Consider the following 14,209-nt stretch of genomic DNA (forward strand, 5'->3'; position numbering starts at 1 on the left):
GTCAGCCGCCCTGGGACTGGCCGGCCGACAGCAGGTCCTCGCAGGCCTGCACGATGCGGGCGGCCATGCCCGTCTCGGCGGCCTTGAGGTAGCTGCGGGGGTCGTAGGCCTTCTTGTTGCCGACCTCGCCGTCGATCTTCAGCACGCCGTCGTAGTTGGCGAACATGTGGCCGGCGATCGGCCGGGTGAAGGCGTACTGGGTGTCGGTGTCGACGTTCATCTTGACCACGCCGTAGGACAGCGCCTCGCGGATCTCCTCCGGCGCCGAGCCCGAGCCGCCGTGGAAGACCAGGTTGAACGGCTTGGCGCCGTCCCCGAGGTTGAACTCCTTGGCCACGATGGCCTGGCCGCGCTCCAGCACGTCGGGCCGCAGCTTGACGTTGCCCGGCTTGTAGACGCCGTGCACGTTGCCGAAGGTCGCCGCGAGCAGGTAGACGCCGCGCTCGCCGAGGCCGAGCTGCTGGGCGGTGCGCAGGAAGTCGCCGTCGGCGGTGTACAGCTTCTCGTTGATCTCGGCGACGACGCCGTCCTCCTCGCCGCCGACGATGCCGATCTCCAGCTCGAGCACGATCTTGGCGGCCGCCGACCTCTCCATCAGCTCCTCGGCGATCTGGAGGTTCTCGGTGAGCTCGATCGCCGAGCCGTCCCACATGTGCGACTGGAACAGCGGGTCCTGGCCGGCGTCCACCCGGTCCCTGGACAGCGCGATCAGCGGGCGGACGTAGCCGTCCAGCTTGTCCTTGGGGCAGTGGTCGGTGTGCAGCGCCACCTGCACCGGGTACCGCTCGGCGACCACGTGCGCGAACTCGGCCAGCGCGACCGCGCCGGTGACCATGTCCTTCACCTTGGTGCCGGACGCGAACTCCGCACCGCCGGTGGAGAACTGGATGATGCCGTCACTGCCCGCGTCGGCGAACCCGCGGAGCGCGGCGTTGACCGTCTCCGAGGAGGTGCAGTTGATCGCCGGGTACGCGAAGCCGCCCTCCTTGGCCCGGCTGATCATGTCGGCGTAGACCTCAGGGGTCGCGATGGGCATCCGGGGCACTCCTGTCGTCGCGGTTCGGCGCGTGCTCGGCGGCCAGTATCCCGCCGGGCCCGCGGACGGCGACACCCGCCGTCCGGTGCCGCTGTCCGACGCGCAGGCCGAGCGCGGTCACCAGCGCGACCGCCTGGGCCACGTCGACCTGCGCGCCGGCCAGCACGACCTCCCGCGGGTCGAGGCCGCCGAGGTCCGAGCCGCGCAGGTCGGCGCCGGACAGGTCGGCGCCGGTCAGGACGGCGGCCGACAGGTCCAGGTCGGTGAGGACGGCCCGGGTGAGGACGGCGTCGGCAAGGTCGACCTCCCGCATCCGGACGCCGGTCAGCGTGGCGCGGTGCAGGTCCGCGGCGGCCAGCGAGACGAACGACCAGTCGCCGCCGTCCACGGTGAGCAGGTCGAACGTGCAGCGGTCGAACCGGCTGCCGACGAGCTTGCACCCGGTGAACGTCGCCTGGGCGAAGGAGCAGCCGGTGAAGGTGCAGGTCACGAAGGCGGCCTCGGTGTGCCGCGAGAGGGTGAAGCGGCAGTCGCGGAACACGCAGTCGGTGAAGACGGCGCCGTCGTCGGTGGTCTCGGACAGGTCGACGCCGCTGAAGAGCGTCCCGCTGTACTCCCGGCCGGAGAGGTCCTCGCCGTACCAGTCCTCTCCGCGGACGTCCGCTGCGGTCGCCACTCAGCCCTGCTCGACGCGGCTGGCCACCCGGGCGGCGACGATCACCGGGTCGTAGGTCGGTGAGAACGGCGGGGCGTAGGACAGGTCCGACCCGGCGAACTCCTCGGCGGTCATCCCGGCCCAGATGGCGGTGGCGAGGACGTCGATCCGCTTGCCGCTGCCCGGCCCTCCGACGATCTGCCCGCCGAGCAGCTGACCCGAACCCACGTCGCTCACCAGCTTCACCGCGATCGGGTCCGCGCCGGGGTAGTAGCCGGCGCGCGTGGTGCCCTCGATCGTCTCGGTCCGGAACTCGTACCCGGCCCGCTCGGCCTCGGCGGTGGACAGGCCGGTGCGGGCGATCTCCAGCTCGCCCACCTTGGTGAGCGCGGTGCCGAGGACGCCGGCGAAGCGAGCCGCCCGCCCCCCGATCACCGAGCCGGCCACGCGGCCCTGCTTGTTGGCGTGCGTGCCGAGCGCGATGTGCGCGGCCTCGCCGGTGAGCCGGTGGTGCGTCTGGGCGCAGTCGCCGGCCGCGAACACCTCCGGGTGCGACCGGCTGCGCTGCGTGCGGTCGACGTCGACGGCCCCGGTCACCCCGAGCTGCAGCCCCGCCGCCTCCGCCAGCGCCACCTCCGGGCCCATGCCCAGCCCGAGGACGACGAGATCGCAGGGGTAGCTGCCGGCGTCGGTGCGGACGGCGCGCACCACGCCGTCGGCGTCGGTCTCGATCTCGCGCACCGGCTGGTCGGTCTGCATCTCGATGCCCATGTCGCCCATGGCCTTGCAGACCCGCTCGCCCATGTCCGGGTCCAGCTGCGTCATCGGCAGCGGATCGGCGAGCACCACGGTGACCTGCAGGCCGCGGGCGTGCAGCACGTCGGCCATCTCCAGCCCGATGTAGCCGCCGCCCAGGACGACCGCGCGGCGGGCGCCCGCAGCCACCGCGGCCCGGATGTCCGCGCCGTCGGCGAGCCGGTGCACCCCGTGCACGCCGCCGGCGTCCAGGCCGGGCACGGGCGGCCGCAGCGGCCGGCCGCCGGTGGCCACCACGAGTGCGTCGTAGCCGAGGACCTCGCCCGCCCCGGTCGTGACCGTGCCGGCGTCGAGGTCGATCGCCTCGGCCCGGGTGCCGGTCCGGACGCCGATGTCCTGCGCGGCGAACTGGCCCGGCGTGCGGGCGATCAACGCGTCGCGGTCGGACACCACGTCGCCGACCCAGTAGGGGATGCCGCACGCGGAGAAGGAGACGTCGGGGCCCTGCTCGAGGACCGTGATGGCCAGGTCACCGGCCGGCCGCAGCCGCCGGGCCTGTGCCGCCGCGGACATGCCCGCCGCGTCGCCGCCGATGACGAGCAGCCGTTCTGCGCTCATGGGTGCAGCGTGTCACCCCCCGCCGACGGGCCGCGTGCCCACGCGCAGCAGGTCCACCGGGCGGGTGGCGGCACGGTCAGGCCCGGTCCGGCGCTCCGTCGCCGGCCCGCCGCAGGACCTTGCCGGGGTTGAGCAGTCCGGCGGGGTCGAGCGCGGTCTTGATCGAGCGGTGCACGTCGAGTGACACGGGGCCGATCTCGCGCTCCAGCCAGCCCACCTTCAGGTTGCCGACCCCGTGCTCGCCGGTGATCGTGCCGCCGAGGGAGAGGCCCAGTTCCAGGATGTCGTCGAAGGCGGCGAAGGCCCGGTCGCGCTGGTCGGCATCGGCCGGGTCGAAGCAGATGGTCGGGTGCATGTTGCCGTCGCCGGCGTGGCCGACGACGCCGATCGTGAGGTCACGCGTGACCGCGATGGCGTCGCAGCCGTCGAGGAAGGCGGCGATCCGCGAGCGCGGTACGGCGACGTCGTCGATCAGCGTGCTGCCCAGCTGCTCCAGCGCCGGGAGGACCATGCGCCGGGCGGCCAGCAGCAGGTCGCCCTCGGCGGGGTCGTCGGTGGTGTGCACCAGGTCGGCGCCGGCCTCCCGGCACAGCTGCGCCAGCGCCTCGATCTCGCGGGCGGCGGCCTCGCCGCCGCTGTCGGACTGGGCGACCAGCAGCGCGTGGGCGCCCCGGTCGAGGTCGGCGCGCAGCAGGTCGTCGACCGCGCAGATGCAGGTGTTGTCCATGACCTCGAGCAGGCTCGGCACCAGGCCCGTCGTCACCACCCGCTCCACGACCTCACCGGTCTGCGCGGTGGTGGCGAAGGTGGCCACGAGGGTCACCGGCCGCTGCGGCGCCGGACGCAGCGCCAGGGTCGCCTCGGTGATCACGCCGAGGGTGCCCTCCGAGCCGACGAACAGCCGGGCGAGGTCGTAGCCCGCGACGCCCTTGACCGTGCGCCGTCCGGTGCGCAGCACCCGCCCGTCGGCGAGCACCACCTCCAGGCCCAGCACGTAGTCGGTGGTGACGCCGTACTTCACGCAGCACAGGCCGCCGGAGTTGGTGGAGAGGTTGCCGCCGATCGTGCACCAGTCGTAGCTGGAGGGGTCGGGCGGGTAGAACAGCCCCGAACCGGCGACGGCGTCCCGCAGGGCCTTGTTCACCACCCCGGGCTGGACCACCGCCAGCCGGTCGGCCGGGGAGACCTCCAGGACGGCGTCCATCCGGGTCATCACCAGCGTGATCGCGCCGTCCACCGCGTTGCTGGAGCCGGCCAGCCCCGACCCGGCGCCGCGCGGCACCACCGGGATGCCGTGCCGGGAGGCGATCTGCATGACCGCGACCACGTCGGCCGTGCGACGGGGCAGGACCACCGCGGCGGGGGTGCCGGCCTCGGCGAGCATGGCCTGGTCACGGGCGTAGGACGCCGTGACGTCGGGGTCGGTCAGGACGCTGTCGTCACCGAGCGCGTCGACCAGCTCGGCCGCCCACGCCGTCGTCACGGTGGTCACCGTCACACCGTACGTCGCCGCCCCCGATGATCAGGTCACCTGATCATCCCGGCCGCGACCTCAGCACTGCCCCGTCCGGAGAGGGGTGGGGAGGACGGGGTCCTTCCTCAGTCGAGGCCGAGGTCGGCGAGGGTGAACGCGGCGCGGTACTCCAGCCCGGCCTGCTCCACCGCGGCCCGCCCGCCCCTGTCGACGATGACCGCGACCGCGACCGGCTCGGCGCCGGCCTCCCGCAGCGCCTCGACCGCGGTCAGGGGGCTGGACCCGGTCGTGGAGACGTCCTCGACCACGAGCACGGCGCGGCCTGCGACGTCCGGGCCCTCGATCCGCCGCTGCAGGCCGTGCGCCTTGCCGGCCTTGCGCACGACACAGGCGTCGAGGAACCCCTCCCCGGACGCCGCGGCGTGCAGCATCGCCGTGGCGACCGGGTCGGCACCGAGGGTGAGCCCGCCGACGACGTCGTAGCGCAGGTCACCGGTCAGCTGCCGCATCACCCGGCCGACCAGCGGGGCGCCCTCGTGGTGGAGGGTCAGCCGGCGCATGTCGATGTACCAGTCGGCCTCGCGCCCCGAGGAGAGCGTCACCCGCCCGTGCACCACGGCCAGCTCGACGATGAGCTCGAGCAACCGGTCGCGGTCGGGCAGCGAAGCCCCGCCCCAGGGCCCCGCCCCGGCCCCCGCCCCGAGGGACGAGGGGTGGGGAGCGAGGGGGTCCTTGTCCATGGGCCGACCCTACTGAGGCCGCCGGCCGCCGTCCGCCCCGTGGTCGGACGGCGGCCCGGGGGCCGGCGGATCAGGAGGCGGCCGGGGCCAGCACCTGGTCGATGATGTAGACCGTCGCGTTCGCCGTCTGGACGTTCCCGCAGATCACCGACGCCGGGGCAGCGCCGACGACGGTCTGGTCGGCGGCCAGGGTGAAGGCCTCACCCGAGCCCTCGACGGTGACCTCGTCGTTGTTCAGCGTGGTGTGCGTGCCGGCCAGCTGGTCCGGGGTGAGCCGGCCCGCGATGACGTGGTGGGTGAGCACCGCGGTCAGCTGCGGGGTGTCGGCCAGCAGGGCGTCGAGCGCGTCGGCGGGTACCGCCTCGAAGGCCGGGTTGGCCGGGGCCAGCACGGTGATGTCCTCGGTCGTGTTGAGGGTGTCGACCAGGTTGGCCGCCTGCACCGCGGTGACCAGCGTGGACAGCACCGGGTTGTTGCTGGCGGCGGTGGCCACCGGGTCGTCGGTCATGCCGGTGAAGCTGCCCTCGCCGTCGGCGGGGACGGCGGAGCAGGCAGCGCCGAACGGCTCGTCGGAGGCCGCCGGGGTGGCGCTGCCGTCCATGCTGCTCTCCGGCGCGGACGACGAGCTGGTCGAACCGCCTTCAGCGGCGGCGACGGTGTCCGAGCCGGTGTCGTCGGATCCACAGGCGCTCAGGCCGAGGGCGAGGGTGGCGGCGGTGGCCAGCAGGACGCCGCGGGTCAGGGTGTTCGTCACGGTGGGTCTCCTTGATCGACGTGCGTGCGACATCGTCCCCGACCCCTGGCTGAGGGGTCGGCGACCACGCCTGCGGCCGGCGGCCGAGACGGGGTTGAGGGGGTGGCCGGATGCGCGTCCGGCCGGATTCAGGTGGCGGTCACCAGGATCGAGTGCAGTCCGGTGGCCCCGGAGGGGAACGGGCTGGCGCGCTCGGCGGTCTGCACCTCGCCGTCGGCCGTGGTGGCCCGGACGGTGAGCTGGTAGGAGCCGGGGGCGAAGTCGTAGGGCAGCATCCACTGTCGCCAGAGGTCGGCGTCCACCTCGGGCGACAACTGCGCGGGCAGCCAGTCGCCGTCCTCCACCCGGACCTCCACGGCGGCGATGCCACGGGTCTGCGCCCAGGCGACCCCCGCGATGGCCCGTCGTCCGGCGGGGAACCGGCGGAGCGGAGCCGGGGTGTCGATGCGTGCGGCCACCCGGATCGGCCCCTCGGCGGCCCAGTCGCGCTGGACCCAGTAGGCGTCGACGGCGTCGAAGGTGGTGGCCTCGATGCCGACCAGCCACTTGCACGCCGACACGTAGCCGTAGAGGCCCGGGACGAGCATCCGCAGCGGGAAGCCGTGCTCGACCGGCAGCGGCTCGCCGTTCATGCCGACGGCCAACATGGCGTCCTCGACCTGCAGGGCCGAGCGGGTCGGCGCGCCGATCGTCATGCCGTCGCTGGACCGGCACAGCAACTGGTCGGACTGCGGCCACACGCCGTGCTCGCGGAGGAACGGGCCGAGCGGGACGCCCAGCCAGCGCGCGGTGCCGGCCAGTCCGCCCCCGACCTCGTTCGACACGCAGGTCAAGGTGATGTCGCGCTCGATCAGGTCGCCGCGACCGAGCAGGTCGTCGAGGGTGAGCGTCCGCGGCGCATCGAACATCCCGGTCAGGGTCAGCCGGTGGTCTGCCGGCCGCAGCTGCGGCACGGTGATCGCGGTGTCGACGCGGTAGAAGTCGCGGTTGGCGGTGAACAGCGGGGTGAGCCCGTCGACGCCGGGGGCGAGGTCCGCGCCGGCCGGCAGCGGCGCGGCGGGCGAGGCGGGGGCCGGGAGCACGAGGTCCGACCGTGCACCGCCGACGTCGAAGCGGCGCAGCAGCAGCCGGCCTCCCCCGCCGGTGACGACGGCGGCGCCGAGCGCGGCCCCGCCGGCGAGGAAGAAGCGGCGCCGGTCCAGCCCCGCGCCCTTGCGGTCGCCGGCGCCCAGGGCGTCGCGCAGCCGCACCAGCAGCGGGACGCCGTCGTCGGCCGGTACGCCACGTCCGGGCGGGAGAGCGGTCAGGGGCTCGAGCAGGAGCAGCAGGGCGACCACCCCGGCGCCCGCCCCGGCCAGCGAGGGCAGCGCGTCCAGCGGTCCGCCGGCCGGTCCGGTGACGGCGGCGAGTGCGCCCAGAACGCCGAAGAGCGCGATGCCGGCGACGCCCACCCAGCGCCGCCGCAGTGCGACGACGCCGAGCACCGCCGCGGCCACCGCGACGAGCACCAGGGTGCCGACGACGAGGGCGACCTTGTCCTTGTCACCGAAGGTGGCGATCGCGAACTGCTTGACCGGCTCGGGGGTCAGGGTGATGACGGTGTCGCCCACCGCCACCACCGGCGAGGACTGCGGGCCGATCAGCGCGGCCACCAGCTCGCCGACGCCCAGCGCCACCGCCGCGGCGAGCAGCCCGGCCAGCGCCGCCAGCGGCCGGCGGCCACCGTTCGGCGGTGTCCGGGGGCCGACGGCGGGCGCCGGAGCCCGCTCCGTGGTGGTCATGACAGGTCTTCGTGCTCAGCGGCCGTTCGGGTTCAGCCGCCGGGTGACGATTCGATGACGGCTCAGCGCACCCCGGCTGCCCGGCGCCACCCCATGGCCTTGTACCACTCGGTGGACGGCCGCCGGGCCAGCAGCACGACACCCGCGATCGCCAGGACCATCTGGAACAGCGAGAGGCCGGTGAGGAAGCCGGTGCTCGGCTGCGCCAGTGCGGACAGACCGCCGACGACGCTCAGGCCGCCCAGCACGAACAGCACGATCCGGGCCCAGTTGCGGCCGTTCCAGGCGAACCAGATGAACAGGGCCTCGAGCGCCACGAAGAGCAGCCCGATCACGGCGCTGGCGACCAGCACGGCCTGGACGGCGTCCTCCGACACCGACACCCCGGACCGCGCGAGCTCGGCGTCGATGATCGCGTCGAAGCTGGCGAAGGTCACCACCGCCCCGATCAGCCCGAGGACCAGGTTGGCGATGAAGGCGCCGACGCCGAAGCGCACGGTGTCCGGCCGCGGCGGGGCCTCCTGGGGAGCGTGTCCCGGAGCCGAGGGGGCGGGACCGTAGCCGTACTGCCCGGGTGGCGGCGGGGCCTGCCAGTTCTGCTGCGGCGGCTGCCAGCCCTGCGGCGGAGGCGGTTGCCACCCCGGCGGCGGGGCCTGCCAGCCCTGCTGTGGGTCGTGCCCGCCCTGCCCTGACGTCATGTCCGCTCCCTGTCCAGCCCGTTCCGTGTCGGCGCGATGGTCACCCAGCACGCGACCCCGGGCCAGCACCTCACCCGGATCGAAACCGGATCGTGCCGTGGGGCCGGCGGCCACCGGCCGGCCCCCGCAGCCCTGCCGGGAGCCTGGCGGCCCCCTGCAGGGCCCCACCGCGAGCGTGCGAGCGGTAGGAGCAGGGAGGCCCCGTCCCGGGTCCCGCCCTGAGCCTGCGAAGGGTGGGGAGGACGGGGTCCTCCGTCAGCCGCGGGAGACGGTCAGCCCCTCCTCGGCCAGGTCGTCGGGGGCGTCCACCAGGACCGGGTCGCCGTCCCGGATGTCCCCGCTCAGCAGCCCCTTGGCCAGCTGGTCACCGATCGCGGACTGCACGAGCCGGCGCAGCGGCCGGGCCCCGTAGACCGGGTCGAACCCGTTGAGCGCCAGCCACTCCCGCGCCGCGTCGGTCACCTGCAGGGTCAGCCGGCGGGCGGCCAGGCGGCGGGCCAGCACGCCGACCTGGATGTCGACGATGCCGGCCAGCTCCTCGCTGCCCAGGGCGCGGAAGACGACGACGTCGTCGAGCCGGTTGAGGAACTCCGGCTTGAAGTGCGTCCGGACGACGTCCATCACCGCCTGCCGGCGGCGCTCCTCGGGCACCGACTGGTCGGCGATGATCTGCGAGCCGAGGTTGGAGGTCAGGATCAGGATGGTGTTCCGGAAGTCGACCGTCCGCCCCTGCCCGTCGGTGAGCCGGCCGTCGTCGAGCACCTGCAGGAGGACGTCGAAGACGTCCGGGTGCGCCTTCTCCACCTCGTCGAGCAGCACGACGGTGTACGGGCGCCGCCGTACCGCCTCGGTGAGCTGGCCGCCGGCCTCGTAGCCGACGTAACCGGGCGGGGCGCCGACCAGGCGGGCCACCGAGTGCTTCTCCGAGTACTCGCTCATGTCGACGCGGACCATCGCCCGCTCGTCGTCGAAGAGGAACTCCGCCAGCGCCTTGGCCAGCTCGGTCTTGCCGACGCCTGTCGGGCCGAGGAACAGGAACGACCCGGTCGGCCGGTCGGGGTCGGCCACCCCCGACCGGGCCCGCCGGACGGCGTCGGCCACCGCCCGGACGGCGTCGGGCTGCCCGACGACCCGGTTGGCGAGCTCCTCCTCCATCCGCAGCAGCTTCTGGGTCTCGCCCTCGAGCAGCCGGCCGGCGGGGATGCCGGTCCAGGCCTGGACGACCTCGGCGATGTCGTCGGGGCCGACCTCCTCCTTGAGCATGGAGTCCCCACCGGCGACCGACGCCTCGGCCTCGGCCAGCGCCTTCTCCAGCTGGGGGAGCCGGCCGTATCGGAGTTCGGCCACCGTGGCGAGCTCGCCGTCCCGCTCGGCCCGCTCGGCGTCGCTCCGCGCCCGCTCCAGTTCCTCCTTGATCTGCTGGATGCGGACGATCGCGCCCTTGTCCTGCTGCCAGCGGGCGGTCAGCTCGTCGAGCTGCTGCCGCTTGTCGGCCAGGTCCGCGCGCAGGGCGTCGAGCCGCTGCGCGGAGGCGGGGTCGCCCTCCTTAGCCAGCGCCATCTCCTCGATCTCCAGCCGGCGGACGGCCCGCTCCACCTCGTCGACCTCGACCGGCCGGCTGTCGATCTCCATCCGCAGCCGGCTGGCCGCCTCGTCGACGAGGTCGATGGCCTTGTCCGGCAGGAAGCGGGCGGTGACGTACCGGTCGGACAGGGTGGCCGCGGCGACGATCGCCGCGTCGGTGATGCGGACGCCGTGGTGCACCTCGTAGCGCTCCTTGAGCCCGCGCAGGATGCCGATCGTGTCCTCGACCGAGGGCTCGCCGACGTAGACCTGCTGGAATCGGCGCTCCAGGGCCGGGTCCTTCTCGATGTGCTCGCGGTACTCGTCGAGGGTGGTCGCGCCGACCATCCGCAGCTCGCCGCGGGCCAGCATGGGCTTGATCATGTTGCCGGCGTCCATCGCCGAGTCCCCGGAGGCCCCGGCGCCGACGATGGTGTGCAGCTCGTCGATGAAGGTGATGACCTCACCCTCGGCCTCGGTGATCTCCTGCAGGACGGCCTTGAGCCGCTCCTCGAACTCGCCGCGGTACTTGGCGCCGGCGACCATCGAGGCGAGGTCGAGCGCCATCAGCCGCTTGCCCTTGAGGCTCTCGGGGACGTCACCGGCGATGATCCGCTGGGCCAGTCCCTCGACGATCGCGGTCTTGCCGACGCCGGGCTCGCCGATCAGCACCGGGTTGTTCTTGGTGCGCCGGGAGAGCACCTGGACGACGCGACGGATCTCGGTGTCCCGCCCGACGACCGGGTCGATCTTGCCCTCGCGGGCCCGCTCGGTGAGGTCGACGGCGTACTTCTGCAGCGCCTGGAAGGTGCTCTCCGGGTCGGCGTTGGTGACCTTGCGGTTGCCGCGCACGGTGCGGAAGGCGGCCAGCAGGGCGTCGCGGGTGGCGCCGGAGCTGGTGAGCACCGCGCCGGCCTCGCCGTCGGCGCCGGCGAGACCCACGAGCAGGTGCTCGGTGGAGATGAACTCGTCGCCCAGCGCGCTGGCCTGCTCGCCCGCCGCGTTGAGCACCCGCAGCAGCTCGCGCGAGGGCGCGGGTGCCGGGACGGTGGCTCCGCTGACGCTGGGCAGCCGCCGCAACGCCGCCTCGGTCTTGGCGCGGATGTCGGCGGTGTCGGCCCCCACGGCCTTGAGCAGGGGACCGGCGATGCCGTCGGTCTGCTCGAGCAGGGCGGCGAGCAGGTGCAGGGGCTCCAGGGACGCCTGGCCCCGGTCGACCGCGAGCCGCTGGCCCGCGGCGATCGCTTCCTGCGAACGGGTGGTGAGCTTGCTCTGCATGGTCGGTCGTGACGCCTCTCCGGGAAGTGGGCCGGGGACCCGGCCGGGGTTGTCGCCAGATCCAACGGGTCCGAGGTTGAGTCTGTTCCACTCAACCTCGGGCGGCACGCTGTGTTCGTGACGCCCGGCGCGTCCCCCGTCCGTGTCACCGGCGCACCACCGGGGCTCTCGGGGTGGCCCGCCGTCCTAGACTCCGAGGATGACCCGACTGCCGGCTCCGAGTGCAGTCCTCGAGGACCAGCTGTGCTTCGCGCTCTACGCCGCCTCGCGGGCGATGACGGCGCGCTACCGGCCCATGCTCGACGCCATCGGGCTCACGTACCCGCAGTACCTCGTGATGATGCTGCTGTGGGAGAAGGACGACCAGACCGTCGGACAGCTCGGCGCGCGGCTCTCGCTCGACAGCGGCACGCTCTCCCCTCTCCTCAAGCGGCTCACCGCCGCGGGCCTGGTGACCCGCCAGCGCCGGCTCGAGGACGAACGCTCCGTGGCCATCTCGCTCACCGACGCCGGCCGGGCCCTGCGCGACCACGCGGAGGCGATCTCCGGCGAGATGATCTGCGCGATCGACCTCGATCGCGAGGAGTTCGCCGACCTCCGGTCCAAGCTGAACCTGGTCACCGATCGGATCAGCCAGGCCTGACCTCCGCCCCGAGAGGTTGCGGACGACCGACCGGGGTAGCCGGACGGGGACCAACCCATCGCCGGAAGGAGCTCGCATGCCCACCCGCACCGCCCGCACCGCCTGGAACGGCACCCTGCAGGAGGGGTCCGGCCAGGTCGAACTCAGCAGCTCCAAGGTCGGCACCTACGAGGTCTCGTTCCCCAAGCGCGCGGCCGACGAGGCCGACGGGACGACCAGCCCCGAGGAGCTGATCGCCGCTGCGCACTCCGCCTGCTACGCGATGGCCCTGTCCGCCGAGATCGGCAAGGCCGGGGGCACCCCTCAGGCGCTCGAGGTGTCCGCCGACGTGACCCTGGGCCAGAAGGACGGCGCCCCGACGATCACCGGGATCACCCTCACCGTCCGCGGTGAGGTCGAGGGCCTCGACGCCGCCGGCTTCGACGAGGCCGCGCAGGCAGCCAAGGTCGGCTGCCCGGTCAGCAAGGCCCTCGCCGGCGTGGACATCACCCTGGACGCCTCGCTCGACTGAGAGAGGACCACCCCCTGCCGCAGGGGGCCGACGGCCCGCCCCTGGGTCAGGGGCGGGCCGTCGTCGTCGGTGGGGTCAGCGGCTGCGGGCCATCCGCTCGTCACCGCTCTCGGTGCGCAGGGCGATCTCCCGGATGAACACGATTGCAGCCACCGCGACCACGCCGAGGACGGCGGAGATCAGGAAGATCCGCCCGGTCGCGTCGCCGTAGGAGACCTGGATCAGGTTGCGGATCGGCGCCGGCGCGTCGGCGAGGTCGGCCAGCCCCAGGTCCCCGGACCCGGCCGCCTGAGCCGCACCCGGCGTCCCGGCCAGGCCCTGGGCGATGAGGTCACCCACCCGGCTGCTGAGCACCGCGCCGAGCACCGAGACGCCGATCGTGCCACCCAGCGAGCGGAAGAACGCGACGGCGGAGCTCGCGGCCCCGAGGTCGCGGGCCGCCACGGTGTTCTGCACCGCCAGGACCAGGTTCTGCATGGTCATGCCGATGCCGACGCCGAGCACGAAGAGGAAGACGCCGAGCAGCACGAGGTTCGTCTCGTGGTCGATCGTGGACAGCAGCCCGAAACCGGCGACGACCAGCAGCGAGCCCGCGACCAGGAACCGCTTCCACCGTCCGGACCGGGTGATCAGGATGCCCGAGACGGTCGAGGAGAGCAGCAGGCCGGCCACCATCGGGATGGTCAGCAGCCCCGCCGCCGTCGGCGAGTAGCCGCGCGAGATCTGCAGGTACTGGCCGAGGAAGACCGACGAGCCGAACATCGCCACGCCGATCGCCATGCTGGCGAGGATGGCCAGCGTCGTCGTCCGGTCGCGGAACAGCCGCAGCGGGACGATCGGCTCGGAAGCCCGCGTCTCGGTGACGAGGAAGGCCACGACGGCCAGCAGGCCGCCACCGACCATCAGGGCCGTCTCCAGCGACCACCAGGGGAAGGTGCCGCCGGCGAGGGTGACCCAGATGAGCAGCGCCGAGACGCCGGCGGTGAGGAACGTGGCGCCGAGGTAGTCGATGTGCACCTCGCGCTTGGTCACCGGCAGGTGCAGCGTGCGCTGCAGCAGGACCAGCGCGACGACGGCGAAGGGCACGCCCACGTAGAACACCGACCGCCAGCCCAGCCAGCTGGTGTCGACCAGGACGCCGCCGATGAGCGGGCCACCGACCGTGGCCACGGCCATGACCGCGCCGATCAGGCCGGAGTACCGGCCGCGCTCGCGGGGGCTGATCATCGCGGCCATCGCGATCTGCACGAGCGCCTGGATGCCGCCCAGTCCCAGGCCCTGGAGCACCCGCCAGGCGATCAGCGTCTCCACCGACTGCGCCAGGCCGGCCAACATCGATCCGACGATGAAGACGACGATCGAGATCTGGATCAGCAGCTTCTTGCTGAACAGGTCGGCGAGCTTGCCCCAGATCGGCGTCGAGGCGGTCGAGGCCAGCAGCGTCGCCGTGACGACCCAGGTGTACTGGCTCTGGCTGCCGCGCAGCTCGGTGATGATCGTCGGCAGCGCGTTCGAGACGACGGTCGAGGACAGGAACGCCACGAACATCGCCAGCAACATCCCGGACAGCGCCGAGAGGATCTGCCGGTGGGTCATCCGGCCCTGCTGCTCGGCGGGCGCGACGTCCGGCGCGGGAGCCGGTGCGGCCGCGGCGCGGGCGTCGATGGTGCTGGTCATGGTGCTCCTGAGCGGTTGAGAGGGT

Annotated in this window: 12 protein-coding genes; 2 read left to right on the plus strand and 10 right to left on the minus strand. The window is 73.5% G+C overall.

Annotated elements, in window-relative coordinates; all coding sequences use genetic code 11:
- Position 1: 1 nt before the first annotated feature.
- From fbaA to clpB, 9 genes are all read right to left on the minus strand, one after another.
- Positions 2-1,036 (minus strand): class II fructose-bisphosphate aldolase, encoded by a 1,035-nt coding sequence (gene fbaA, locus GCU56_RS18115; protein ID WP_163483144.1) that lies wholly within the window; start codon positions 1,034-1,036, stop codon positions 2-4.
- Positions 1,017-1,712, minus strand: a complete 696-nt coding sequence (locus GCU56_RS18120; protein WP_163483145.1) for a pentapeptide repeat-containing protein — start codon at positions 1,710-1,712, stop codon at positions 1,017-1,019. The genes fbaA and GCU56_RS18120 overlap by 20 nt, the downstream gene beginning before the upstream one ends.
- Positions 1,713-3,065, minus strand: coding sequence for an FAD-dependent oxidoreductase (locus tag GCU56_RS18125; protein WP_163483146.1), 1,353 nt, complete (start codon positions 3,063-3,065; stop codon positions 1,713-1,715).
- Between the two features lie 76 nt (positions 3,066-3,141).
- The gene (locus GCU56_RS18130) at positions 3,142-4,557 is read right to left on the minus strand and encodes an FAD-binding oxidoreductase (protein WP_345771922.1); all 1,416 of its coding nucleotides are present in this window, start codon (positions 4,555-4,557) and stop codon (positions 3,142-3,144) included.
- Positions 4,558-4,664: 107 nt separating this feature from the next.
- Complete coding sequence (pyrE, locus tag GCU56_RS18135; protein WP_239522483.1) at positions 4,665-5,279, minus strand: orotate phosphoribosyltransferase; 615 nt, start codon at positions 5,277-5,279, stop codon at positions 4,665-4,667.
- A gap of 70 nt (positions 5,280-5,349) precedes the next feature.
- Positions 5,350-6,033: a fasciclin domain-containing protein gene (locus GCU56_RS18140; RefSeq protein ID WP_345771923.1), complete on the minus strand. Its 684-nt coding sequence runs from the start codon at positions 6,031-6,033 to the stop codon at positions 5,350-5,352.
- A gap of 128 nt (positions 6,034-6,161) precedes the next feature.
- On the minus strand, positions 6,162-7,814 hold the full coding sequence (locus GCU56_RS18145; RefSeq protein WP_163483148.1) for a molybdopterin-dependent oxidoreductase: 1,653 nt from the start codon (positions 7,812-7,814) through the stop codon (positions 6,162-6,164).
- A 62-nt stretch (positions 7,815-7,876) separates the two neighbouring features.
- Positions 7,877-8,512, minus strand: a complete 636-nt coding sequence (locus GCU56_RS18150; RefSeq protein ID WP_163483149.1) for a hypothetical protein — start codon at positions 8,510-8,512, stop codon at positions 7,877-7,879.
- Positions 8,513-8,767: 255 nt separating this feature from the next.
- Positions 8,768-11,353, minus strand: a complete 2,586-nt coding sequence (gene clpB, locus GCU56_RS18155) for an ATP-dependent chaperone ClpB (RefSeq protein WP_163483150.1) — start codon at positions 11,351-11,353, stop codon at positions 8,768-8,770.
- 199 nt (positions 11,354-11,552) lie between these two features.
- Here clpB and GCU56_RS18160 point away from each other — a divergent pair, with 199 nt between their 5' ends.
- Complete coding sequence (locus tag GCU56_RS18160) at positions 11,553-11,996, plus strand: MarR family winged helix-turn-helix transcriptional regulator (RefSeq protein ID WP_163483151.1); 444 nt, start codon at positions 11,553-11,555, stop codon at positions 11,994-11,996.
- A 76-nt stretch (positions 11,997-12,072) separates the two neighbouring features.
- On the plus strand, positions 12,073-12,507 hold the full coding sequence (locus tag GCU56_RS18165) for an OsmC family protein (protein ID WP_163483152.1): 435 nt from the start codon (positions 12,073-12,075) through the stop codon (positions 12,505-12,507).
- A 75-nt stretch (positions 12,508-12,582) separates the two neighbouring features.
- Here the strand turns inward: GCU56_RS18165 and GCU56_RS18170 are convergent, their stop codons facing one another.
- Positions 12,583-14,184, minus strand: a complete 1,602-nt coding sequence (locus GCU56_RS18170) for an MDR family MFS transporter (RefSeq protein ID WP_163483153.1) — start codon at positions 14,182-14,184, stop codon at positions 12,583-12,585.
- Positions 14,185-14,209: the final 25 nt, after the last annotated feature.

This window comes from Geodermatophilus sabuli, assembly GCF_010686765.1.
In the GTDB taxonomy this organism is placed as follows: Bacteria; Actinomycetota; Actinomycetes; order Mycobacteriales; family Geodermatophilaceae; genus Geodermatophilus; species Geodermatophilus sabuli_A.